Genomic DNA, 23,487 nt, shown 5'->3' with positions numbered 1-23,487 from the left:
ACCCCGGCCCGTCCCTGGAAAGCGGGAGCGGAGGACCGGGGTGGCGGAAGACCCGACGCCTCAGCGCGTCAGGCGGATGATCGTCACCATCATGCCGACCGCGTACAGCTCGGCCAGCGGAACGATCCAGGACGGGTGGAAAATGATCGACAGCGGCATGATCAGCAGAAGGATCAGCGCCGGAAACACGAAGTAAGGCGAATTGCAGTAAGCCGGCAGGCCATGCACCCGGCCCGAGTCGTCGCGCGACTCTTCGCCAATCAAACGATCCGCATCACCAACAGTTTGGTCCACCATTCTCTAGCACCCACTGTATTTATGGTCTTTTTCTTCTCCATCTCTGGCGGACGGAGCGCCGTCCCTATAGCACAGTTTGCCGCAACGCGGGCATGACTTCGCGCCGTCTTGCCGGATGGCGAAAACGGCGCGGCAAGTCCTGAATTTTATTGTGGCTTTACGCCGCTTCGGTCAGCGCCAGATGCGGCCGGCGAACCATCGACTGGATGGTGAAGGGCGCGCGCACGCCGCCACTGAACAGCTCGGCGCATTCCAGCGCCTTCAGCACCCGCTCCTCCGCCGGCAGCCCGGCCGTGGAGGCGAGCGAGCCCAGCGCGTAGTCGGACCCGCAGCCGATGGCGTGATAGCCGCGCACCGCCTCGCCCACCTGATAGTCGGACTGGATGGAGAAGAGGCGCCCCTCATAGCCGACCATGAAGGTGCCGCCGGTCTCCACGTCGTTGGAGCGGTGGGCGTAGCCGCCATCCTTCAGGCAGCCGCGCACGGCGTCCACGAAATCGACGACCATGTAGCGGAAGACGTCGGCCTCGGGGTCGCGGTGCGGCGGCTCCAACCGGTAATGCAGAAGCTGGCCCATGCGGAAGCTGCTGGTGAAGCCGATCAGCATGTCGGCGTTGCGGAACACCTTGGTGTCCGCGCGCACGGTGATGTCCAGGCCGTTCACGCCCGCGCTGTCACCGCCCATCCACACACGATCGCCGTCCACCAAGCCAACAATGCAGGTCATCGCCGTCCTCGTCCCTGAATAAAGTCTGCCCGAAAGCAGGGACAGGGTGGGCTTTTATGGTTAACGAATTGTTGCACGGCGCCGGTGCCGAAGGGGGTATCCCGCTTCGGCACCCGCTCCTTAGCGCAAGCGCGACAACAGCTTAGCGGGCCAGTCCGATCAGCGCGCGGACGGTGTTCTCGGCGCCTTCGGCGATCTGCGCGAGGCTGGCGTCGAGCATGTAGCAGGGGGAGGTGACGACCTTCAGGCGCCGGTCGGTCACGATCTCGCCGTGGCCGGTGACGCTGTGTTTCGCCCCCAGGCTTTCCAGCGCGGCGGCGGTCCCGGCGTCGGAGCCGATGGTGAGTTCCACCCCCTCCGTGCCGAGCAGCTTGGCCAGGATGGCCGGGGCGATGCACAGGGCGCCAATCGGCTTGCCGGCGTCGCGCATGGCGCGCACGGCCGTCTCGACGTCCGGGTTGACCGTGCAGTCCGCGCCCTTGAAAGCGAAGTCGCACAGGTTCTTGGCCGCGCCGAAGCCGCCGGGGAAGATCAGCGCGTCCACCGCCGCCGCGTCGAAGGTCGCGAGGTCGGCGACCTTGCCGCGGGCGATGCGGGCGGATTCGGCCAGCACGTTGCGGGTCTCCGCCGCCTCCCCGCCGGTCAGATGGTCGACGACGTGGGCCTGCGGGACGTTGGGGGCGAAGCACACGGCCTCCGCCCCGGCGCGGCTGATCGCCAGCAGGGTGCACACCGCCTCGTGAATCTCCGTCCCGTCATAGACGCCGCAGCCCGAGAGCACGACCGCGATCCGCAACGGCTTGTCCGCCATGGGGTGAGTCCTCCTTGGTTCCGATGTCCCTCCCCGGTGGGGAGGGTTGTCGCCAACCCTACCCCACGGCCAAGCCCCCGCCTACTCCCAGGCCCGGCTCCCGGACCCTGCTCCCCGCCCCTATTCCCGTGGCGCGGCGTGCAGGCGCTTCTGCCCCTGGACGAAGCGGGCCAGCGTGTCGGACAGCACGCCGCGGGGGATCATCGCCTCGATCAGCTGGAAGCGCCCGCGCGTGGCGAAGGCCTTGTCCAGCGCCGCCTTCAGCTCCGCCCGCGTGCGCACGCGCACACCGTCGCCGCCCATGCCCGCCGCCATGTCGGCGAAGCGCCAGTCGTCCAGGTCGTTGAAGGCCGATTCGGGCTGGAAGGTGCGCAGCATCTCCCAACTGGCGTTGTTGAACAGGATCACGATGGGATCGATGCCCAGCCGTCGGCAGTTGCCAAGCTCCCAGCCGGTCATCTGGAAGGCGCCGTCGCCGACCACGGTCAGGATGCGCTTGCCGCCCGACACGCACTGCGCCCCGATGCCCGCCGGCACGCCGAAGCCCATGCCCGCGTAATAGCCCGGCGCCATCAGCCCGGCGTCGATCATGTCCATGGCGGTGAACAGGCAGTCGCCCATGTCGGCCGCGATCAGCAGCGGCTCCTGCCCGGCGCGGACCCGGTCGTTGACGGCGCGGGCGATGTCCATCGGGGCGATCGGCTCGCCGTCCGCCTGGAGGCCGGTGGGGTAGGCGTGGGGCTCCTTGCCGCGCGTCGTCCGGTCGGACGGCGGCAGCCGCTCCAGCAGCGCGTCGACCAGCCCGTCCAGCGGGATGTCGGCGTAGGTGTGATAGCCCAGCGTCACCGCCCGGTCGAAGGCGTGGATGGTCTTGCGCAGGTCGATCTTGCGCTGGGACACCGCGAAGTTGGTGTCGCTGAGGATGGCACCGAGCAGGAACAGCCCGTCCGACTCCTCGACCAGCCGGGTGATCTCCGCGTCGCCGGCGACGCCGATGTAGGTGCCGAGCGGCGGGGTCGGCGCGTCGGCCAGCAGGCCGCGCCCCATGAAGGTGGTGACCACCGGCACGCCCAGCCGCTGCGCCAGCTCCGCCACCTTGGCCTCCAGCCCGTAGCGGCGAACCTCGACGCAGACCATCAGCACCGGCGATGCGGCTGCGCGCATCGCCGCCAGCACCTCGTCGGCGCAGGCGGCCAGCGCGTCGCCGTCCACCGGCCAGACGGGGTCGTCGCCCACCGGCTCGACCTCGGCGTTGACCATGTTGCGAGGAATTTCCAGATAGACCGGACGCGACAGGGCGCGGGCGGCCCCCAGCACGCGGGCAATCTCCGCCGGGGCCTTGGCCGGGTCGTCCAGCCGGGCCTGGGCGACGGTGATCTCCTTGAACACCTGGAACTGCGTGTCCAGCGTGCGGCCCTGGTGGTGCAGCAGCAGGCCGGCGTTGCCCTCCGTCGTGCCCGGCGCGCCGGAGATGACGACGACCGGCGACTTCTCGGCGTAGGCGCCGGCCACCGCGTTCACCATGTTGAAGGCGCCCGCCCCGTAGGTGACCGCCGCCACCCCCAGCGTCGAGCTGTAACGCGCCGCCGCGTCCGCCGCGAAGCCCACCGCCGGCTCGTGGCTCAGCGTGTGGAGCGGCAGGATCTGCGTTTCCTCCGCCACCTTGAAGAAGGGCAAGGCGAAGTCGCCCGGAATCCCGAACATGGCCTGTGCGCCGCGATCCTTCAGCGCGCGCAGCAGGGCTTCGGCCAGCTTCATGGCCGCTCTCCCGTTCCAATTGGTTTCGCGGGCCGAAAACCCGCACAGGGGGACAGCATCGCCTCCGGCACCGCTCCGCGCAAGAATTGTTTCATTCGAAACAATCCATGTGCGCCGGAAATTGTGGAGGGGTGGCACAGGGACCGGCCGCCGAAAGCGATAGGCCCCGCAGCGCCCCCTTGGCGCCCGCCCTGGCGCCTGATGGGCGTCTTTCGGACCGGCGCGCGGCGTGCTACGACTGCCGCCTTGTCCCGACTTTCGAATGATGCCCGCATGTCCGTCGCCGTCCGCTTCGCCCCCAGCCCGACCGGTCTCCTCCATGTCGGCAATGTGCGCCTCGCGCTCGTCAACTGGCTGTTCGCGCGCAAGGCGGGCGGCACTTTCCTGCTGCGCCTCGACGACACGGACGAGGAGCGGTCCAAGCCGGAATACGCGGAGGGGATCGAGCGGGACCTCACCTGGCTCGGCCTGGCCTGGGACCGCTTCGCGCGGGAGAGCGACCGCTACGGCCGCTACGACGAGGTGGCGGCGGCGCTGAAGGCCAGCGGGCGGCTCTACCCCTGCTACGAGACGCCGGAGGAGCTGAACCTCAAGCGCGCCAGCCTCGTCTCGCAGGGCCGCCCGCCGATCTACGACCGCGCGGCGCTCCGCCTGACCGACGCCGACCGCGCCCGCCTGGAGTCGGAGGGGCGCAAGCCGCACTGGCGCTTCAAGCTGGAGCACAGCCCGGTGGAATGGACCGACCTCGTGCGCGGGCCGGTGCATTTCGAAGGTGCGGCGCTCAGCGATCCCGTGCTGATCCGCGAGGATGGGCGGCCGCTCTACACGCTGACCAGCGTGGTGGACGACGCCGACCTCTCCATCACCCACGTCATCCGGGGCGAGGACCACGTCGCCAACACGGCCGTGCAGATCCAGATCTTCGAGGCGGTTGGTGGTGCGGTGCCGGTCTTCGCCCATCTGCCGCTGCTGACCGACGCGGCGGGACAGGGACTGTCCAAGCGGCTGGGCAGCCTGTCGGTAGCGTCCTTGCGCGAGGAGGAGGGGATCGAGCCGATGGCGCTGGCCAGCCTGCTCGCCAAGCTCGGCACCTCCGACGCCATCGAGCCGCGGCTGACGCTGGACGAGCTGGTGGCCGAGTTCGACATCGCCAAGGTGTCCCGCGCCACCCCGAAGTTCGACCCGGAGGATCTGCTGCGGCTGAACGCCCGCATCCTCCACCTGCTGCCCTTCGAGCGGGTCGCCGGGGAGCTGGCCGCGCTCGGCCTGGATGATGCCGACGCCGCCTTCTGGGAGGCGGTGCGCCCCAACCTGTCGCGCGTCGCCGAGGCCCGCGACTGGTGGGCGGTGACCCACGCCCCGGTCGCCCCGGCGGCGGACGATCCCGCCTTCCTCGCCGAGGCGGCGGCCCTGCTCCCGGAGGAGCCGTGGGACCTCTCCACCTGGGGCACCTGGACGGGTGCGGTGAAGGCGAAGACGGGTCGGAAGGGCAAGGATTTGTTCCTCCCCCTGCGCCGCGCCCTCACCGGGCGGGACCATGGACCGGAATTGAAGAACCTGCTACCCCTGATCGGCCGAACCCGCGCGCAAAAACGCCTCGCGGGAGAGACCGCGTAAAATCGCGAAGACCCCATACAGGAGACATGGCGCCGTGCCGCTGGACCTCTACAACACGCTGACCCGCCGCAAGGAACGCTTCGAGCCGATGAGTCCGGACCGGGTGGGCATGTATGTGTGTGGACCCACGGTCTACGACACCGCGCACATCGGCAACGCCCGCCCGGTGGTGGTGTTCGACCTGCTGTTCCGGCTGCTGCGGCGGCTGTACCCGGCGGTGACCTACGTCCGCAACATCACCGACGTGGACGACAAGATCATCGACCGCTCGCGCGACAGCGGGGAGCCGATCGAGGCGCTGACCAAGCGCACCGCCGATCTCTACCACGCCGACATGGACGCGCTGAACGCGCTGCGCCCGACCATCGAGCCGCGCGCCACGCACCACATCTCGCACATGATCGCGCTGATCGGGCTGCTGATCGAGCGCGGCCACGCCTACGCCGCGGAGGGCCATGTGCTGTTCTCCGTGCCGTCGATGGCGGAGTACGGGCAGCTCTCCCGCCGCTCGCTGGACGAGATGATCGCCGGCGCCCGCGTCGAGGTCGCCCCCTACAAGCGCGACTCCTCCGACTTCGTGCTGTGGAAGCCGAGCGCCGCCGACCAGCCCGGCTGGGACAGCCCGTGGGGCCGCGGCCGGCCCGGCTGGCACATCGAATGCTCGGCCATGGCCAAGGAGCATCTGGGCGTCACCTTCGACATCCACGGCGGCGGGCTGGACCTGATCTTCCCGCACCATGAGAACGAGATCGCCCAGAGCCGCTGCGCCCACGGCGGCGAGCCGCTGGCCCGCTACTGGGTCCACAACGGCTTCGTGACGGTCGAAGGCGAGAAGATGTCCAAGTCGCTGGGCAACTTCTTCACCGTGCACGAGCTGCTGGACGAATTCCCCGGGGAGGCCATCCGCCTGACGCTGATGAGCGCCCACTACCGCCAGCCGCTGGACTTCACCCGCGAGGGGCTGAAGCAGTCCAAGGCGACGCTCGACCGCTGGTACCAGGCGCTGCGCGGCGAGCCCGCCGCGGCGGACGCCGAACTGCCGTTCGACGTCTTGGCCGCTCTGGAGGACGACCTCAACAGCCCACTCGCCATTTCCCACCTGCACGAGCTGGCCTCGGCGGTGAACAAGGCGACGGGCGATAACGGGAAGGCCGCCGCCAAGGGCGCGCTGCGCGCCGCCGGCGAGGCGCTGGGCCTGCTCCAGCAGGACCCGGAGGCGTGGTTCCGCTGGGCGCCGAAGGGGGCCGCCGCCCTGTCCGACGCCGACATCCAGCAGCGCATCGAGGACCGTCTGGCCGCCCGCAAGGCCAAGAACTACGCGGAGGCCGACCGCATCCGCAAGGAGCTGGCCGAGCTGGGCATCGTCCTGGAGGACGGCCCGCAGGGCACGACCTGGAAGCGCGGCTGAGGTCCGCCGGGCCGCGTCTCTCCCATCCAACGAAAAAGGCGCCTTCCGCCGTCGCGGAAGGCGCCTGAGTTCGGTTCCATATGCACCACCACGCGGGGGAGCCGGTCTGAACACGGATCAGACCGCCCGGAGGCCGTGCCGACTGGGAAAGTCCCAAAGTCGAATTCTGAATACCGCATTCCACGAAACAGCGCTATGCTTTTCTTGTCATATCGCCGGGATCGGAACGCAGCGCCGCCACCTCGCCATCGGAGAACAGGCGGGACCGGGTGAGGAAGCGCACGCCCTCCGGCGCCTCCAGCGAGAAACTGGCGCCGCGGCCCGGCACCACATCGATGATGAGCTGGGTGTGCGACCAGTATTCGAACTGCGCCGCCCCCATGTAGAAGGGACAGCCGCCGATCTCGCCCAGCCGGACGTCCTGCCCGCCGGGGCGGAACTCCCCGTCCATGAAGCACATCGGCGCGCTGCCGTCGCAGCAGCCGCCGGACTGGTGGAAGAACAGCGGCCCGTAGAGCCCGCGCAGCTTTTCGATCAGCGCCAGGGCCGCCGGTGTGGCGACGACTCGTTCGACCATGGGCGGACACTCCCGAATGAATAGCGCGTCGGATGAGAAAAAGGGCCGGAGGCCGAATGGCCGCCGGCCCAGAAAGTCGTCAGGGAGGAGACAGGACGCTTAGAAGAAGCCCAGGGCCTTCGGGCTGTAGCTGACCAGCAAGTTCTTGGTCTGCTGGTAGTGGTCGAGCATCATCTTGTGGGTCTCGCGTCCGATGCCCGACTGCTTGTAGCCGCCGAAGGCCGCGTGGGCCGGGTAGAGGTGGTAGCAGTTGGTCCACACGCGGCCGGCCTGGATGGCCCGGCCCATGCGGAAGGCGCGGTTGCCGTCGCGGCTCCACACGCCGGCGCCCAGGCCGTAGAGCGTGTCGTTGGCGATGGCGAGCGCCTCCTCCTCGGTCTTGAAGGTGGTCACGGACACCACCGGCCCGAAGATCTCCTCCTGGAAGATGCGCATCTTGTTGTGGCCTTCGAAGACCGTCGGCTGGACGTAGTAGCCGCTCTCCAGCTCGCCGCCCAGGTGGGCGCGTTCGCCGCCGATCAGCACCTTGGCGCCCTCGGCCTTGCCGATGTCGATGTAGGAGAGGATCTTCTCGAGCTGGTCGATGGACGCCTGGGCGCCGATCATCGTCGCGGGGTCGAGCGGGCTGCCCTGCTTGACGGCGGCGACGCGGGCGACGGCCTTCTCCATGAACTTGTCGTAGATCTTCTCCTGCACCAGGACGCGCGACGGGCAGGTGCAGACCTCGCCCTGGTTCAGCGCGAACATGGCGAAGCCTTCCAGCGCCTTGTCCAGGAACTCGTCGTCGTCGGCCATCACGTCGTTGAAGAAGATGTTCGGCGACTTGCCGCCCAGCTCCAGCGTGACCGGAATGATGTTCTCCGCCGCGTACTGCATGATCAGGCGGCCGGTCGTCGTCTCGCCGGTGAAGGCGATCTTGGCGATGCGCGGGCTCTGGGCCAGCGGCTTGCCGGCCTCGATGCCGAAACCGTTGACGACGTTGAGGACGCCGTCGGGCAGCAGGTCGCCGATGATCTCCATCAGCACCATGATGGCCATCGGGGTCTGCTCGGCGGGCTTCAGCACGACGCAATTGCCGGCGGCCAGCGCCGGGGCCAGCTTCCACACGGCCATCAGCAGCGGGAAATTCCACGGGATGATCTGGCCGACGACGCCCAGCGGCTCGTGGAAGTGATAGGCGTAGGTGGTGTGGTCGATCTCCGCGATGGTGCCTTCCTGGGCGCGGACGCAGCCGGCGAAGTAGCGGAAATGGTCGATGGCGAGCGGCAGGTCGGCGTGGGTCGTCTCGCGGATCGGCTTGCCGTTGTCCAGCGTCTCGGCCAGCGCCAGGACGTCCAGACGCTCCTCCATGCGGTCGGCGATCTTGTTCAGGATGCGCGCGCGCTCCGCCGGGGAGGTGCGGCCCCAGGCGTCCTTGGCCTTGTGGGCGGCGTCCAGCGCCTTTTCGATGTCCTCCGCGGTGGAGCGGGCGACCTCGCACAGCGTCTTGCCGGTGATCGGGGTCAGGTTGGTGAAGTACTGGCCCTTCGTCGGCGCCACCCACTGGCCGCCGATGAAGTTGTCGTAGCGCGGCCGGATGGCGACCTGCTTGCTGAGCGTTTCCAGGGCCTGATGGATCACGGCGGTTTCCTCCCGAAGCGGATTGCCCGAACTGAAAGTCGTGGAATGACGTTTGGCGGGGTTGTGTGCCCTGTGTCCGTTCGACCGATGATCGGTATCCGTCACAGCGCCCCGCCGTTATCGCGGTTTCGGGGAAGGCCGGTAAATTCGACTTTGGTTGCAGACGCGGCGCCCCCAGATTCGGGACTGACCGATGCCCGTCCGATGATACCTTGGGCGGAGATCCATCCGTTTCCCGGCGAGACTTCAGGACATGACGACCGACATCCGGCTGCGCTTCCTCCACCCCTCCGGCGCCATCGGCCCCGGCAAGGTGTCCCTGCTGGAGGAGATCGACCGCACCGGCTCGATCTCGGCGGCGGCGCGGGCGCTCGGCATGTCCTTCCGCCGCGCGTGGTTCCTGGTGGAGACCATGAACTCGGCCTTCCGCGAGCCGGTGGTGCGCACCAACGTCGGCGGGCGGGAGGGCGGCGGGACCGGCCTGACCGCCTTCGGGCAGGAGGTGATCGCCCGCTACCGCCGCATGGAGGAGGAGGCCCGCCGCGCCGCGGCACCGCATCTCGTCTGGCTGGACGAGGCGCTGAAGCCGGAGGCGGCGTCTGAAGAGGCTGCGGATTCCGCTGTTCCAAAGTCCAATGGCCCGGACTCCGGCGATCCGTAAAGTCTCCCTCGACGCCGCGACCTTCCGCCGCGGCGAGATGAAGGAGGCTCCCGACCCATGCGCACCGCCGCCCGCACCGCTGCCCCTGTAGCCTTGGCCGCCCTGGTCCTTCTCGCCGCGGCGCCGCTCCCGGCCCTGGCCGACGGCGATCCGGCGAACGGCGAGAAGCTGTTCCGCCAGTGCAAGGCCTGCCACACGGTGGAGGCGGGGAAGAACCGCGTCGGCCCGACCCTGCACGGGCTGTTCGGGCGCAAGGCCGGCACGGTGGACAGCTTCGCCAACTACTCCGAAGGCCTAAAGTCCTCGGGCATCGCGTGGGACGCCAAGACGCTCGACCCGTACCTCGCCAACCCCAAGGCGGTCATCCCCGACAGCCGCATGGCCTTCGCCGGGGTGGCGAAGCCGGAGGACCGGGCCGACCTGATCGCCTATCTGGAAGCCGCGACGAAGTAAGCGCCGGCGGAACGGAAGCGGGGCGGGAACCGCGGCGGCGCTCGCCTGTTGCCCGGTTTCCATTCCCGCAGCCGGAGAACGGCCATGGTCGACGACACCGCAGGACAAAAAGGCGCCGAGCCCAAGGACATTCACAAGACCGACATCGGGCGGCTGTGCGACGAGCAGAGCGGTGGCGGCGGGTCCAACCCGGACACCCGCTATCGCGGCATGCCGGGCGGCCATCCCGGCGGTTCCCGCGACGGCGACTGCGATCCGGTGTCGCACGCCGATCCCGAGAAGGCGGAGCCGGACACCGCCGGGTCCGGGAGCAAGCCCGCCCCCCGCTAGGCCGATGGCGTAGCCTTTCCGGGGCCGCCCCGAATTGGTCGTAGCCGCTGGCCCGGTCCCCCGCTAAAACAGGGGCTCCCTCACCGGCACAACACGGGCTGCGACCGGCATGCTGAAGCGCCTCTACGACTGGACGATGGCCAAGGCGGCCTCGAAGAACGCCACCACCTGGCTGGCGGGGGTTTCCTTCGCGGAAAGCTCCTTCTTTCCGATCCCGCCGGACATCCTGATGGTGCCGATGGTGCTCGCCAACCGGCAGGCCGCGTGGCGGATCGCGACGATCTGCACGCTGGCCTCGGTGGTTGGGGGCGTCGCCGGCTACATGATCGGCTATTTCCTGTACGAGGCCATCGGCAAGGCGGTCATCGACTTCTACCATCTGGAAGCCCAGTTCGAGACGCTGCGCCATACCTTTGTCGAATACGGGGCGGAGATCCTCATCATCAAGGGCATGACGCCCATCCCCTACAAGCTGCTGACCATCACCGCAGGTGTGGCGAAGCTGAACATCTGGGTGTTCATCGGCGCCTCGATCCTGTCGCGGGCCATCCGCTTCTATCTGGTCGCCGCCCTGCTCTACTGGTTCGGCGAGCCGGTGCGCGCCTTCATCGAGAAGCGCCTGACGCTGGTCACCACCGCCTTCGCCGTCGCCCTGATCGGCGGCTTCCTGGCGATCAAGCTGATCTGATCCACGGCAACCCGACCACAGCACCGCGACGCCGGGCCGCCCTGTCCTGTTGATGCCGCATCGAGGCATTGACGGGAGAGGATGGATGGACAGCGTGCGCGGGGCCGTGGTGGTCGTGACCGGAGCGTCGAGCGGGATCGGGCGGGCCACCGCCCTGACCTTCGCGCGGGAGGGCGCCCGGCTGGTGCTGGCCGCCCGGCGGGAGGCCCTGCTCGGCGAGGTCGCCGAGGAATGCCGGGAACTGGGCGGCGAGGCCGAGGTGGTGCCCACCGACGTCACCGACGCCCAGGCGGTCCTTCGGCTGGCCAACCGGGCGATGCAGTTGCACGGGCGCATCGACGTCTGGGTGAGCAACGCCGGGGTCGGCGCCGTCGGGCGGTTCGAGGACACCCCGCTGGAGGCGCACCGCCGCGTCGTCGAGACCAACCTGTTCGGTCCCTTGTACGCCGCCCACGCCGTGCTGCCGCTGTTCCGCCGGCAGGGCCACGGGGTGCTCATCAACACGGTGTCGGTCGGGGCCTGGGCGCCCGCCCCCTACGCCGCCGCCTACGCCGCCAGCAAGTTCGGGCTGGAAGGGCTTCTGGAAAGCCTGCGGGCGGAGCTGGTCGACGCGCCGGGAGTCCATGTCTGCGGCGTCTATCCCTTCTTCACCGACACGCCGGGCATGTCGCACGGCGCCAACTACACCGGGCACCAGCTGGACGCGGAGAGCCCCTTCTACGGCGACCCGCAGGACGTGGCGGACACCGTGCTGTCCCTCGCCCTGCGCCCGCGCGCCCAGGCGATGGTCGGGGCGATGACGCCGCTGACCCGGCTGGGGCACGCGGTGGCGCCGCGCTTGATGGAGAAGATCGCCGGCCACGGCGCCCACCGCCATTTCAGCCGGACCCCGCCCGCCGCGCCGAGCGACGGCAACCTGTTCAGCCCGGTCGAGCGCGGCCGCGGCGTCACCGGCGGCTTCCGCACCCCGCCGCCCGGCTGGGTGTCGCCGCTGCTCGTCGCCGGGGTCGCGGCCGCTGCGGCGGCGGCTTACGCCGGCTACGCGCGGAGCAAGAACGGAAACCACTGAGGGCTTTGCGTCCGGGAGCGGGTTGGTCCAGAATGCCGGCCCGTTCCCCCAAAGCCCCCGAGTCCATCATGCCGAAGCCGACGACCCCGCGCGGCCGTCCGCCCGTCCCGTCCCCTGCCCGCCGCTCCCGTCCGGGTCCGGCCCGCGCCGGCAACGACGTTCGCCGGGAGGAGGTGCGGGAGGAACCGGGAAAGCTGTTCCGCGTCGCCGGCCTGTCCGCCGTCTCCGCCCTGTTCGCCCACGACGCGGCGCGGGTGGAGCGGCTGTTCTTCGAGGAGCGGCTGAAGGCGAAGACCGGTGATTTCTGCAAGGCGATGGCGGCGGCGCGCAGGCCCTACCGCATGGTGGAGGCCGACGAGCTGGCGAAGGTCGCCGGGACGGTGCTGCACGGCGGGGTGGTCGCGCTGATCGCGCCGCGCCCGGTGCCCGCCTTCGACGTCGAGGCGGCGAAGCGCTGGGCGGCGGACGGGCAGCCGCTGCTGATCCTGGACGGGGTCGGCAACCCGCACAATCTGGGCGCCATCCTGCGCACCGCCGCCTTCTTCGGCCTGCGGCGCGTCGTGGTGTCGGACCATCCCGGACAGGCCCTGCCGTCGGAATCCGCCTACCGGGTGGCCGAGGGCGGCTTCGAGTGGGTGGAGCTGTACCGGGCAACCAACCTGCCGACGGTTCTGAAGCGGCTGCGCGAGTCCCACCGGGTGGCCGGGACGGCGCTGGGGCGCGGCCGGGCGGTGGTCACCGACCCGGCGGTCCTCGCCGCGGGCGGGCGGCCCGCCGCCGTCGTGCTGGGCAACGAGGAGGACGGGCTTCCCCCCGCCACCCTCGCCGCCTGCGAGGACATCCTGACCCTGCCCGGCACCGGCCGCGTCCAGTCGCTGAACGTCGCGGCGACCGCGGCCATCCTCATCCACGCGCTGGCCAAGCCGGGCTGACGGTTGGGCCGATCAGCCGCCCAGGGCGATGATCAGCACCAGCGCCACGACCAGGACCGAGACGATGGGCAGCATGTCCACGCCGTCGCGGTCCCAGGTCGGCGCCCGGCGGGAGCCGTGATGCCCGCCGTGGGCGTGGCCGAGCCCCTCGTCGGCCCAGCCATGTTCGGACGGGCGGGCGCCGGGGGCGGAGACGGCGGGGGCCGCCGGGCTGGCGATGGTGACCACCCCGGCCCCGCGCTCGTAGTCGCCGCCGCCGCGTGGACGCTTCAGCCGTGCGTCGGTCAACTCCACGTCGATTCCCGCGGCCTCCAGCCGCTCCACCACCACGGCGACCTCCTCCGGGGTCATCGTCTCCACCGGCACGTCCTGGCCGAGCTGCTCGACGCTGAGCCGGTTGCCATGCTTGCGCCCCTTCTCGATCAGGCGCTGGAGGGTGGCGTCGTCGATCGTCATCGTTCTCTCCCCGCGGTTCCACCTTGGACTGAACATTCCGAAGGGTAAACAGGCGGGGCCGCGGAAGGCTCCCGCGCAAAGGCGGCGACTTGCCTCCGGGGCGGGGCGACCCGACATAATCCCCAAATCCCCATCCCCAACTCCTACGCCATCGGAGAGGCCGAGATGCTCGGAATGTTCATGCGCAAGCCCCTGGCGCTGCCCAGCGCGGAGGAGGCCCTGCCCGGACGCGACACGCCGGTTCCCGTGCCGCCGCGCCACCATGTCAACGGCAACCCGCTGACCCCACCCTATCCGGAGGGGCTGGAGGTCGCCGATTTCGGGCTCGGCTGCTTCTGGGGGGCGGAGCGCAAGTTCTGGAAGGTGCCGGGCGTCTGGACGACCATGGTCGGCTACCAGGGCGGCCACACGCCCAACCCGACCTACGAGGAGGTCTGCTCCGGCCGCACCGGCCACACCGAGGTGGTGCGCGTCGTCTACGACCCGTCCAAGGTCGGGTTCGAGGAGCTGCTGCGCGTCTTCTGGGAGGCGCACGACCCGACCCAGGGCATGCGCCAGGGCAACGACGTCGGCACCCAGTACCGCTCGGCCATCTACACCCACACGGACGCCCAGCGCGCCGCCGCCGAGGCCAGCCGCGAGTCCTACCAGGCCCGCCTGGAACAGGCCGGCTTCGGCCCGGTGACGACGGAGCTGCGCGAGGCCCCGCCCTTCTACTACGCCGAGGACTATCACCAGCAGTATCTGTCCAAGAATCCCGCGGGCTATTGCGGGCTGGGCGGCACCGGGGTGACCTGCGCGGCGTGACGGGATGACCGTTCCGGAGTGAAGCACGGAGACACGGAGTTCCGGGCGCGGGTCCGGTTGCGCCCGTCTCCGTGCCTCCTGTGATAAAACACACCGTCCCGCGCCGCCACTGCGGCATCCGGGCGACAGGGTTAAGCCGGCTTGAACGGGGCGGTCCCTTGCGGTTGCGCCTGCCCGTCCCTTCCGGGTATGGTTCCGGCGGTCCATGAAAGCTCCAGGGGGTAGCCCCGCGGGGCGCCGCCCGAGACATTCCGCGCCCAATCCATGATCAAGGAAAGAACCGAGCTGGCGACGCCGCACCTGAGCGGCCTGCTTGACTTCTGGCTCACCAAATGCATCGGCGGGAAACCGCCGGTGTCCAGCACCATCGCCCCGGCCGACCTGCGCCCGTGGAAGGATAATATTGTGATTTTCGAGGTCATCGGCGACGACGACTTCGTCTATTCCTATTACGGCCAGTCGCTCGCGGCGGCCTTCGGGCACTCGCGCCTGGGCGCCACGCTGGACGATCTGCCGGAGGAGCAGCGGGCCATCCTGCGCCCCGAATACGCCGCGCTCCTGCGTGAACGGCTGCCGGTCGCCCGTGTCTACACCGCCGACTTCAGCGGCGTCATGCGGACCTGGGAGCGGCTGGCGCTGCCGATGTCCAGCGACGGCGAGACCATCGACAAGATCCTGGTCGCCGCCTACGAGCAGCCGCCCGCCGAGCAGTCGCCCAACGAACCGCCGCCCGATGAACCGCCCCGTGCCGTGCCCACCCCCGGAGCGGCGGAGGATGAGCCGGAGGCGGTGATCGACGGTCCGGATGATGACGGGCCGGATGATGACGGGCCGGCGGCGGACGACACCGCAGGCGACATGGTGGACAGCGAATCCGAGTCCCTTGCCGACGAGGGCGTCGGCATCGACGACGATACGGACGGAACCGCGGACACCGGGATCGAGACCGGAACCGAAGCCGACGATACCCCCGACGACGACGCCGAAGACGGCGAGTCCTTTTCCACCGCACAGAAACCGGGAGCCCCGGCATGACGCCGCGCACGCCCCACCTGACCGCGCCCGTGACCCAGTCGGGAGTCGTCACCGCCGACGAGTTCAATCTGTGGTGCGCGCTGAACGGCCGCCCCTTCAACCTGATCCCCAACGCGCGCCCGGACGGGCGGCGGCTGTGGGACGTCGAGGTGCTCCCCGGCACCCCGCGCGCCGGCACGGTCTATTCGACCAACCTCGCCGACGAGGCGCTGGCGGTGGTCGCCGGCTTCGCCTTCCTGTCCGGCGTCGAATGGGCCTATGAGGCGCGCCCCGCGGAAACCGCCGTCCCGCCCCCGGCGTCGGACGCGGCGGTGGACGCCCCGGACGAGGTGGAGGACGTCCTCATTCCCGACGCCGAGGATCTGCCCGAGGACGCGGAGGCGGAGGACGCCGAGGACGACGCCTTGGCCTACGGGGACGACGCGGCCTATGAGGACGACGTGGAGGGCGTCGGCGACACCGTCGCCCTCGACAACGACGACGACGATCCCGAATCCGACGAGGCCGCGCCGTCCGTCGGCGAGGACGATCCCTACGCCCTGCCCGGCACCGCGCTTCTCCAGAACCCGCCGCCGCGCCCGCCTCAGCAGCATGACGAAACCGTCCTGGCCCGCAACGCGCGGATGCTGGAGACGGTGCTGCGGAACTTCCGCGTCCGCGGCGAGATCATGGATGTGCGCCCCGGCCCCGTCGTCACGCTCTACGAGTTCGAGCCGGCGCCGGGCACCAAGTCGGCCACGGTCATCAACCTGACCGACGACATCGCCCGCTCGATGAGCGTGGTCACCGCCCGCATCGCCATCGTGCCGGGCCGCAGCGTCATCGGCGTGGAGCTGCCGAACCCGGTGCGCGAGATGGTCTATCTGCGCGAGATGTTCGACCACACGGCCTTCGCCGAATCGCAGGCCCATCTCGCCATCGCGCTGGGCAAGGACATCAGCGGCGAGCCGGTGGTCGCCGACCTCGCCCGCATGCCGCACCTGCTGGTCGCCGGCACCACCGGCTCGGGCAAGTCGGTCGCCATAAACACGATGATCCTGTCGCTGCTCTACCGGCTGCCGCCGGAGCGCTGCCGCTTCATCATGGTGGACCCGAAGATGCTGGAGCTGTCCGTCTATGACGGCATCCCGCATCTGCTGACCCCGGTGGTGACCGACCCGAAGAAGGCGGTGATCGCGCTGCGCTGGGCCGTGCGCGAGATGGAGAGCCGCTACGAGGCGATGTCAAAGCTCGGCGTGCGCAACATCGAGGGCTACAACGCCCGCATCGCCGAGATGATCGCCAACGGCGAGCCGATGCCCCGCCGCCATGTCCCCGGCGAGGCCGAGACCGTCTTCGACCTGACCCCGCAGGAGCCGACGCCGCTCCCCTACATCGTGGTCATCGTGGACGAGATGGCCGACCTGATGCTGGTGGCCGGCAAGGAGATCGAGGCGGCGATCCAGCGCCTCGCCCAGATGGCGCGGGCCGCCGGCATCCACCTGATCATGGCGACGCAGCGCCCGTCGGTGGACGTCATCACCGGCACCATCAAGGCCAACTTCCCGACCCGCATCAGCTTCCAGGTCACCTCCAAGATCGACAGCCGCACCATCCTCGGCGAGGCCGGGGCCGAGCAGCTGCTCGGCCAGGGCGACATGCTCTACATGGCCGGCGGCGGCCGCATCACCCGCGTCCACGGCCCCTTCGTCTCCGATTCGGAGGTCGAGGAGATCGTGCAGTTCATCAAGTCGCAGGGCGCCCCCAACTACGTCACCGCCATCACCGAGGAAGAGGATGAGGCGGTCGCCGACGAGGACGACGAGAGCGGCGGCGGCAATTCCGGCGACGACCTCTACATGCAGGCCGTCAACCTCGTGGTGCGCGAGGGCAAGGTGTCGGTCAGCTTCATCCAGCGCCAGCTCCAGATCGGCTACAACCGCGCCGCCCGTCTGGTCGAGCGGATGGAGACGGAACGGGTGGTCGGCCAAGCCAACCACCAGGGCAAGCGCGAGGTGCTGCTGTCCCCCGCCGGCCTGTCGGCCAAGCGCGCCGGGGTCTAGGGAAGGGAGAAAGGCGATGAAGGCGCATTTCGAACGGTTCGCGCGCTACAACCGCTGGGCCAACCGCCGCCTCTACACGGTGGCGGCCGAGCTGTCGGACGCCCAGTACCGCGAGGACCGCAGCGCCTTCTTCCGCTCGGTGCGGGGCACGCTGAACCACATCCTGGTGGCCGACCGGGTGTGGCTGCGCCGCATCGAGGGGGCTGGCCCGACGCCCGTCGCCCTGGACGAGATCCTGTATGACGGCTTCGACGAGCTTCGCGCCGCCCGCGAGGCGGAGGACGAGCGCATCGTCCGCGTCGTGGCCGAACAGGAGGAGGCGCGCTTCGCCACGGACCTCCACTACCACTCGCTGGCCGGGCAGGCCTTCACCATGCCTTTCTCCGCGGTGCTGGCCCATGTCTTCAACCACCAGACCCATCACCGCGGGCAGGCGCACACCCTGCTGACGCAGTTCGGGCTGGCCGCGCCCAGCATCGACTTCGCCTATTTCCTCTTGGACAAGTAAGAAGCCTCGCAGCGTCACATCCGCGACGGCGACAGGCGGAATTCGACCACCCGGCTGGTGCGGGCGAGCTTGTCGATCAGCTCCATCGGGTCCGGCGTGCCGTTGGCCTGGAGCGTGAGCTGGTACTCCAGATGGCCGCTGCCGTTGCGCAGGTGGAAGGCCCAGGACACGATCTCGTAGCCGTGCTCCAGCGCCTTGACGCGGAGCATCTCCGCCGGGGGCGCCTGGTCGCGCTCGAAGACCAGCATTACCTGGACCACCGTGTGGTGGGGCAGCACCGCTTCCAGCCGGCGGAAGGCGCTCATCACCAGGATGACCAGAAAGGCCGCGCCGATGGCCGCGGCGTAAAAGCCCAGCCCGATGGTCACCCCGATCGCCGCCGCCGTCCAGATCGACGCCGCGGTGGACAGGCCGCGGATGGAGAAGCCCTCCCGCATGATGACCCCGGCGCCGAGGAAGCCGATGCCGGTCACGATGCCCTGGACGACCCGCGTCGGGTCGCCGCCCCCGCCGGCTCCGCTCCCGATGCCGCCGTACCACAGGCCGGGATAGGCGTTGACGACGGTCAGCGCCGTCGCGGCGAGGCAGACCAGCGCGTAGGTCCGCATCCCCGCCGCCCGCCCGTGGAAGGAGCGCTCGTACCCCATCAGGATGCCGAGCCCCAGAGCCCCGACCAGATGCAGCAGGATGACACCGTTGACGGCCAGCTCGGCCGGCGACCAGTAGGCGGACAGGTTCTGCATGAAGACCCTCCCCCCAGGACGACCGGTCCCGGGACGCCCAGTGTAGCGCCGATTGGTTGGCGAAGGATCACCCTACCCCCCACAAATCCCTACCCAAGCGCGCCCAGCGTCCAGCGTGCGAACAGGGCCACCAGCATGCCCTCCGCGGTGGCCAGCATCAGCCGCAGCATCAGGCTGACGAGGTCGGTGAAGCGGTCGCGATGGGGAAACACCTCGGCCAGCATGCCGGCAACGGCGCGGCGCAGGTTCAGGCTGACCAGCCCGATCACCAGAGCCACGGCGGCGGTGCCGACCACATAATAGAGCGCGCCCTTCCAGCCGGCGAAACTCTGCGGGTTCTCCATATAGAAGAGCGTGCCGACGACGATCCACACCGCGGACGGCCAGACCCCCACCATGTCGGCGCCGGCGCCCGGCTTGGAACCGCCGGGCGCCGGCATCGGAGACTCCGGCGGGGATTCCGGCGGGGGTTGCGCGCTCCAGGGCACCGCCGCCTCCGTCAGCCCCCCGGCACGTGCCGGAAAGCCAGCACGCGGGCCGGGCGGCCGTCCTCGTCGGACAGCGGCAGCAGCAGTTCGACGAAGCGCGCCCCCGGCAGCATCGGGTCGTCGCGCACCAGAAGGCCGCGCGGTTCCCCTGACTCCAGGCAGGCGCGCAGGTCGGCGTTGAAGCGCGCCGCCGCCTCGGCGGGGTGGCAGTCGCTGACCGGGCGCGGCACCGCGCGCTGGCCGATCCGGCGCTGCACCGCCCGCCCGCAGGCGCGGTAGAGGAAATCCTCGCCGCCGCGCAACGGCTCCATCAGGCACAGGCGCGGCACGCATTCGCGGATCTGCGCGGTGTCGATGTCGCGCGCCTCCGGCATCGCGCGCCCGCGGCGGACGCGGCGCCAATGGACGTAGAGCAGGCTGGCGATCTGCGGAATCTGCTCGAGGTCGAGCGGCTCCGACCGGCAGACCGGCGGCGCGGGCGGCGGCGGCGGAACGGCGGGGGCGGCGGCCGTGACCACGCGCACCGGCGCCGCGGCCACGGCCTCCGGGACCGGCTTCGGCGCGGGAGCGGGGGTGGGGCGGCTGGCGAAGACCGGCTGGCGCTCCGGCCGCCCGCCATGCTTCTTCAGCATCGGCAGCGGCGCCCAGGTCGCGCAGGTGTGGTAGGAGCGCGTGACCTTCCGGTAATCCTGGCTGGTCGCCGTCCGGCACTCCCCCTCCGCGCTGTAGCGGTCGACGTGGACGAGCGTGTTGTCGTCCGACAGGGCGCGGTCGCCCCCCCACGAAACGCAGGCGGCGCAGGCGCGGCTGTCCTTGGCGAAAGCGTGGGTCATCGTGGGGCGCGAACTCCGGCGGCAATCAGGTCAAGGTGTGCGGGCTTCTCCCGCTGGTCGATGTCGGAAAGCGCCGGGTTTCCGGCGCACCCCGATTGATGACGCCCTTTCGGCGCAGGTTCAAGCCTTGCCTCGCCGCCCGCTGGCGATGTTTCAGACATGTGGCCCGCGCATCATCCCACCCCTTCCCCCGCGCCGCCTTGTTCCCTATAAAGGGGCCTCGCAACGACATATTGATCCGTGCCCCCTCACACCCGCGCCCCGAAAGGGGCCAATGGCGCGAGGGGGCTTTTGCTGCACGAACGTCGAGAAGCGGACCCATGCCCAAGCGCACTGATATCAAATCCATCTGCATCATCGGCGCGGGGCCGATCGTCATCGGCCAGGCTTGCGAGTTCGATTACTCCGGCGTCCAGGCGTGCAAGGCGCTGCGCGAGGAAGGCTTCCGCGTCATCCTGGTCAACTCCAACCCGGCCACCATCATGACCGATCCGGGTCTGGCCGACGCCACCTACATCGAGCCGATCACCCCGGCCGTGGTGGCGAAGATCCTGGAGAAGGAGCGCCCCGACGCCCTGCTGCCGACCATGGGCGGCCAGACCGCGCTGAACACCGCCATGGCCCTGTCCGACGACGGCACGCTGGAGCGGCTGGGCGTGGAGATGATCGGCGCGAAGCGCGACGTCATCGCCAAGGCCGAGGACCGCATCCTGTTCCGCGACGCCATGGACAAGCTGGGCCTGGAATCGCCGCGCTCGCGCCTCGTGCGCAACATGCAGGAGGCGACCGAGGCGCTGGAGTTCGTCGGCCTGCCGGCGATCATCCGCCCCAGCTTCACGCTGGCCGGCACCGGCGGCGGCATCGCCTACAACCGCGCCGAGTTCGAGGACATCGTGCGCGGCGGCCTGCGCGCCAGCCCGGTCGGCGAGGTGCTGATCGAGGAATCGGTGCTGGGCTGGAAGGAGTACGAGATGGAGGTCGTCCGCGACAAGGCGGACAACTGCATCATCGTCTGCGCCATCGAGAACATCGACCCGATGGGCGTCCACACCGGCGATTCGATCACCGTCGCCCCGTCGCTGACGCTGACGGACAAGGAATACCAGATCATGCGCAACGCCTCGATCGCGGTGCTGCGCGAGATCGGGGTGGAGACCGGCGGCTCCAACGTCCAGTTCGCGGTGAACCCGGCGAACGGCCGCCTGATCGTCATCGAGATGAACCCGCGCGTGTCGCGCTCCTCCGCGCTGGCGTCGAAGGCCACCGGCTTCCCGATCGCCAAGATCGCCGCGAAGCTGGCCATCGGCTACACGCTGGACGAGCTGACCAACGACATCACCGGCACCACCCCGGCCAGCTTCGAGCCGACGATCGACTACGTCGTCACCAAGATGCCCCGCTTCACCTTCGAGAAGTTCGCCGGCACCGAGCCGCTGCTGACCACCTCGATGAAGTCGGTGGGCGAGGCCATGTCGATCGGCCGCACCTTCCAGGAGTCGGTGCAGAAGGCGCTGCGCTCCATGGAGACCGGCCTGACCGGCTTCAACGAGGTGCGCATCGGCGACAGCGACACGCCGGACGCCGCGGCCATCCGCGGCGCTCTGGCCCGCCCGACGCCGGACCGCCTGCTGGTCATCGCCCAGGCCTTCCGCCACGGCTTCACCGTCGCCGAGGTCCAGCAGGTCTCCAAGTACGACCCGTGGTTCCTGGAGCAGATCAAGGCCATCGTGGACCGCGAGCAGGCGATCCGCAGCGGCGGCCTGCCCGCCGACAAGGCCGGCTGGCAGGCGCTGAAGCAGATGGGCTTCTCCGACGCCCGTCTGGCCGAGCTGGCCGGCAAGAGCGAGGCCGAGGTCGCCGAGGCCCGCCGCGCCGCCGGAGTCACGCCGGTCTTCAAGCGGATCGACACCTGCGCCGCCGAGTTCGCCTCGCGCACGCCCTACATGTACTCGACCTACGAGACCGACGGCACGGGTGCCGCCGAGTGCGAATCGGACCCGACCGAGAGGAAGAAGGTCGTCATCCTGGGCGGCGGGCCGAACCGCATCGGCCAGGGCATCGAGTTTGACTATTGCTGCGTCCACGCCGTCTACGCGCTGCGCGAGGCCGGCATCGAGACCATCATGGTCAACTGCAACCCGGAGACGGTGTCCACCGACTACGACACCGCCGACCGCCTGTATTTCGAGCCGCTGACCGCCGAGGACGTGATCGAGCTGGTCCGCGTCGAGCAGCGCAAGGGCACGGTGCTGGGCTGCATCGTGCAGTTCGGCGGCCAGACCCCGCTGAAGCTGGCCGACGCGCTGGAGAAGGCCGGCATCCCGATCCTCGGCACCTCGCCGGACGCCATCGACCTCGCCGAGGACCGCGAGCGCTTCCAGAAGCTGCTGCACCAGCTCAACCTGCTCCAGCCGGCCAACGGCCTCGCCCGGTCGCTGGAGGAGGCGGAGACGGTCGCGGCGCGGATCGGTTTCCCCGTCGTCATCCGCCCGTCCTACGTGCTGGGCGGCCGCGCCATGGAGATCGTCCACGACATGGCCGGGCTCAAGCGCTACATGGGCAACGCGGTGAAGGTGTCGGGCAAGAACCCGGTGCTGATCGACAGCTACCTGCAGGACGCCATCGAGGTCGACGTGGACGTGGTGGCCGACGCCACCGGCCAGGTCTACATCGCCGGCATCATGGAGCACATCGAGGAGGCCGGCATCCATTCCGGCGACTCGGCCTGCGCCCTGCCGCCCTACTCGCTGCCCGCCGAGACCATCGCCGAGATCGGCCGCCAGGGCGAGGCGCTGGCCCGCGCCCTGCACGTCGTCGGCCTGATGAACGTCCAGTTCGCGGTCAAGGACGGCACGGTCTACATCCTGGAGGTCAACCCGCGCGCCAGCCGCACGGTGCCCTTCGTCGCCAAGGCCACCGGTACCGCCATCGCCAAGGTCGCCGCCCGCGTCATGGCCGGCGAAAAGCTGGCCGACTTCACGCTGAACGGCCCGACCCCGCCGCACACCGCCGTGAAGGAGGCCGTGTTCCCCTTCGCCCGCTTCCCCGGCGTGGACATCGTGCTCGGCCCGGAGATGAAGTCGACGGGCGAGGTGATGGGCCTCGACCACAACTTCGCGCTGGCCTTCGCCAAGTCGCAGCTCGGCGCCGGCGTCACCCTGCCGGTCCAGGGCACCGTCTTCATCTCGGTGAAGGAGCGCGACAAGCCCTCGGCCGTGCAGATCGGGCAGAAGCTGCACGCCATGGGCTTCCGCGTCCTGGCGACCACCGGCACCGCGGCGGCGCTGCGCCAGGCCGGCGTCCCGGCGGAGTCGATCAACAAGGTGGTGGAGGGCCAACCGCACATCGTCGACGCTATGATCAACGGCGAGGTGCATCTGGTCATCAACACCACGGACGGCGCGCAGGCCCTGTCCGACAGCTTCAGCCTGCGGCGCACGGCGCTGACCTACAACCTGCCTTACTACACCACCATGGCCGGTGCACGCGCGGCGGTGGAAGCGATTGCCGCACTCCGGAACGGCAGCCTTGAAGTCGCGCCGTTGCAGTCGTACCTTAGCGGTTCCTATTAGGACGGTTTACGGCGCGGCGGACCTCCTCCGCCGCGCCGTAGCTTTCCCAGGGCGC

At 69.8% G+C, this 23,487-nt stretch carries 23 protein-coding genes; 13 read left to right on the top strand and 10 right to left on the bottom strand.

Annotation, left to right across the window (positions count from 1 at the left end; genetic code table 11):
- Positions 1-60: 60 nt before the first annotated feature.
- The 4 genes from ABVN73_RS01960 to ipdC all read right to left on the bottom strand — a co-directional run bounded on the left by ABVN73_RS01960 (position 61) and on the right by ipdC (position 3,593).
- Positions 61-297, bottom strand: a complete 237-nt coding sequence (locus ABVN73_RS01960; RefSeq protein ID WP_353858698.1) for a hypothetical protein — start codon at positions 295-297, stop codon at positions 61-63.
- A gap of 157 nt (positions 298-454) precedes the next feature.
- On the bottom strand, positions 455-1,024 hold the full coding sequence (locus ABVN73_RS01955; protein WP_109070023.1) for a hypothetical protein: 570 nt from the start codon (positions 1,022-1,024) through the stop codon (positions 455-457).
- 142 nt (positions 1,025-1,166) lie between these two features.
- On the bottom strand, positions 1,167-1,835 hold the full coding sequence (gene elbB / locus ABVN73_RS01950) for an isoprenoid biosynthesis glyoxalase ElbB (RefSeq protein ID WP_353858697.1): 669 nt from the start codon (positions 1,833-1,835) through the stop codon (positions 1,167-1,169).
- A 120-nt stretch (positions 1,836-1,955) separates the two neighbouring features.
- Positions 1,956-3,593, bottom strand: a complete 1,638-nt coding sequence (ipdC, locus tag ABVN73_RS01945; protein ID WP_353858696.1) for an indolepyruvate/phenylpyruvate decarboxylase — start codon at positions 3,591-3,593, stop codon at positions 1,956-1,958.
- A 273-nt stretch (positions 3,594-3,866) separates the two neighbouring features.
- On the opposite strand from ipdC, the gene gltX reads away from it, so the two are divergent.
- Together gltX and cysS are read left to right on the top strand one after the other, a co-directional pair.
- Positions 3,867-5,210, top strand: a complete 1,344-nt coding sequence (gene gltX, locus ABVN73_RS01940) for a glutamate--tRNA ligase (protein WP_353858695.1) — start codon at positions 3,867-3,869, stop codon at positions 5,208-5,210.
- Between the two features lie 34 nt (positions 5,211-5,244).
- Positions 5,245-6,618 carry a cysteine--tRNA ligase gene (gene cysS, locus ABVN73_RS01935; protein WP_353858694.1) on the top strand — a complete coding sequence of 458 codons (1,374 nt, stop codon included), beginning with the start codon at positions 5,245-5,247 and terminating at the stop codon, positions 6,616-6,618.
- Positions 6,619-6,811: 193 nt separating this feature from the next.
- Here cysS and ABVN73_RS01930 read toward each other — a convergent pair whose 3' ends face one another.
- Together ABVN73_RS01930 and adh are read right to left on the bottom strand one after the other, a co-directional pair.
- Positions 6,812-7,195, bottom strand: a complete 384-nt coding sequence (locus ABVN73_RS01930; RefSeq protein ID WP_353858693.1) for a DUF779 domain-containing protein — start codon at positions 7,193-7,195, stop codon at positions 6,812-6,814.
- A 99-nt stretch (positions 7,196-7,294) separates the two neighbouring features.
- Positions 7,295-8,815: an aldehyde dehydrogenase gene (gene adh, locus ABVN73_RS01925; protein WP_353858692.1), complete on the bottom strand. Its 1,521-nt coding sequence runs from the start codon at positions 8,813-8,815 to the stop codon at positions 7,295-7,297.
- Between the two features lie 253 nt (positions 8,816-9,068).
- Here adh and ABVN73_RS01920 point away from each other — a divergent pair, with 253 nt between their 5' ends.
- From ABVN73_RS01920 to ABVN73_RS01895, 6 genes are all read left to right on the top strand, one after another.
- Positions 9,069-9,476 (top strand): LysR family transcriptional regulator, encoded by a 408-nt coding sequence (locus ABVN73_RS01920; protein WP_353858691.1) that lies wholly within the window; start codon positions 9,069-9,071, stop codon positions 9,474-9,476.
- Between the two features lie 57 nt (positions 9,477-9,533).
- On the top strand, positions 9,534-9,929 hold the full coding sequence (locus ABVN73_RS01915) for a cytochrome c family protein (protein ID WP_353858690.1): 396 nt from the start codon (positions 9,534-9,536) through the stop codon (positions 9,927-9,929).
- 84 nt (positions 9,930-10,013) lie between these two features.
- Entirely contained in the window at positions 10,014-10,259 is a 246-nt protein-coding gene (locus tag ABVN73_RS01910) for a hypothetical protein (RefSeq protein ID WP_353858689.1), read from the top strand.
- A gap of 109 nt (positions 10,260-10,368) precedes the next feature.
- Positions 10,369-10,947, top strand: a complete 579-nt coding sequence (locus tag ABVN73_RS01905; protein WP_014241343.1) for a YqaA family protein — start codon at positions 10,369-10,371, stop codon at positions 10,945-10,947.
- 85 nt (positions 10,948-11,032) lie between these two features.
- The gene (locus ABVN73_RS01900) at positions 11,033-12,016 is read left to right on the top strand and encodes an SDR family oxidoreductase (RefSeq protein WP_353858688.1); all 984 of its coding nucleotides are present in this window, start codon (positions 11,033-11,035) and stop codon (positions 12,014-12,016) included.
- A gap of 68 nt (positions 12,017-12,084) precedes the next feature.
- A complete protein-coding gene (locus tag ABVN73_RS01895; RefSeq protein ID WP_353858687.1) occupies positions 12,085-12,948 on the top strand; it encodes an RNA methyltransferase in 864 nt (287 codons plus the stop codon).
- A gap of 12 nt (positions 12,949-12,960) precedes the next feature.
- On the opposite strand, the gene ABVN73_RS01890 is transcribed toward ABVN73_RS01895, so the two are convergent.
- On the bottom strand, positions 12,961-13,404 hold the full coding sequence (locus ABVN73_RS01890) for an RNA polymerase sigma factor region1.1 domain-containing protein (protein ID WP_353858686.1): 444 nt from the start codon (positions 13,402-13,404) through the stop codon (positions 12,961-12,963).
- A 165-nt stretch (positions 13,405-13,569) separates the two neighbouring features.
- Between ABVN73_RS01890 and msrA the strand changes: the two genes are divergently transcribed.
- The 4 genes from msrA (at position 13,570) to ABVN73_RS01870 (ending at position 17,796) form a co-directional block, all read left to right on the top strand.
- Positions 13,570-14,211: a peptide-methionine (S)-S-oxide reductase MsrA gene (gene msrA, locus ABVN73_RS01885; RefSeq protein WP_353858685.1), complete on the top strand. Its 642-nt coding sequence runs from the start codon at positions 13,570-13,572 to the stop codon at positions 14,209-14,211.
- Between the two features lie 264 nt (positions 14,212-14,475).
- Complete coding sequence (locus tag ABVN73_RS01880; RefSeq protein WP_353858684.1) at positions 14,476-15,246, top strand: PAS domain-containing protein; 771 nt, start codon at positions 14,476-14,478, stop codon at positions 15,244-15,246.
- Positions 15,243-17,288, top strand: a complete 2,046-nt coding sequence (locus ABVN73_RS01875) for a DNA translocase FtsK (protein WP_353858683.1) — start codon at positions 15,243-15,245, stop codon at positions 17,286-17,288. Before ABVN73_RS01880 ends, ABVN73_RS01875 begins: the two co-directional genes overlap by 4 nt.
- A gap of 16 nt (positions 17,289-17,304) precedes the next feature.
- Complete coding sequence (locus ABVN73_RS01870) at positions 17,305-17,796, top strand: DinB family protein (RefSeq protein ID WP_353858682.1); 492 nt, start codon at positions 17,305-17,307, stop codon at positions 17,794-17,796.
- 14 nt (positions 17,797-17,810) lie between these two features.
- Here ABVN73_RS01870 and ABVN73_RS01865 read toward each other — a convergent pair whose 3' ends face one another.
- The 3 genes from ABVN73_RS01865 to ABVN73_RS01855 form a co-directional block, all read right to left on the bottom strand.
- Positions 17,811-18,539, bottom strand: coding sequence for an MgtC/SapB family protein (locus ABVN73_RS01865; protein ID WP_353858681.1), 729 nt, complete (start codon positions 18,537-18,539; stop codon positions 17,811-17,813).
- Between the two features lie 89 nt (positions 18,540-18,628).
- Positions 18,629-18,979: a hypothetical protein gene (locus ABVN73_RS01860; RefSeq protein WP_353858680.1), complete on the bottom strand. Its 351-nt coding sequence runs from the start codon at positions 18,977-18,979 to the stop codon at positions 18,629-18,631.
- Between the two features lie 59 nt (positions 18,980-19,038).
- A complete protein-coding gene (locus ABVN73_RS01855; protein ID WP_353858679.1) occupies positions 19,039-19,860 on the bottom strand; it encodes a hypothetical protein in 822 nt (273 codons plus the stop codon).
- Between the two features lie 320 nt (positions 19,861-20,180).
- Here ABVN73_RS01855 and carB point away from each other — a divergent pair, with 320 nt between their 5' ends.
- On the top strand, positions 20,181-23,432 hold the full coding sequence (carB, locus tag ABVN73_RS01850) for a carbamoyl-phosphate synthase large subunit (protein WP_353858678.1): 3,252 nt from the start codon (positions 20,181-20,183) through the stop codon (positions 23,430-23,432).
- Positions 23,433-23,487 lie beyond the last annotated feature (55 nt).

It is taken from the genome of Azospirillum formosense, assembly GCF_040500525.1.
Classification (GTDB): Bacteria; Pseudomonadota; Alphaproteobacteria; order Azospirillales; family Azospirillaceae; genus Azospirillum; species Azospirillum formosense_A.
This window is presented reverse-complemented; position numbering and strand designations above follow the sequence as displayed.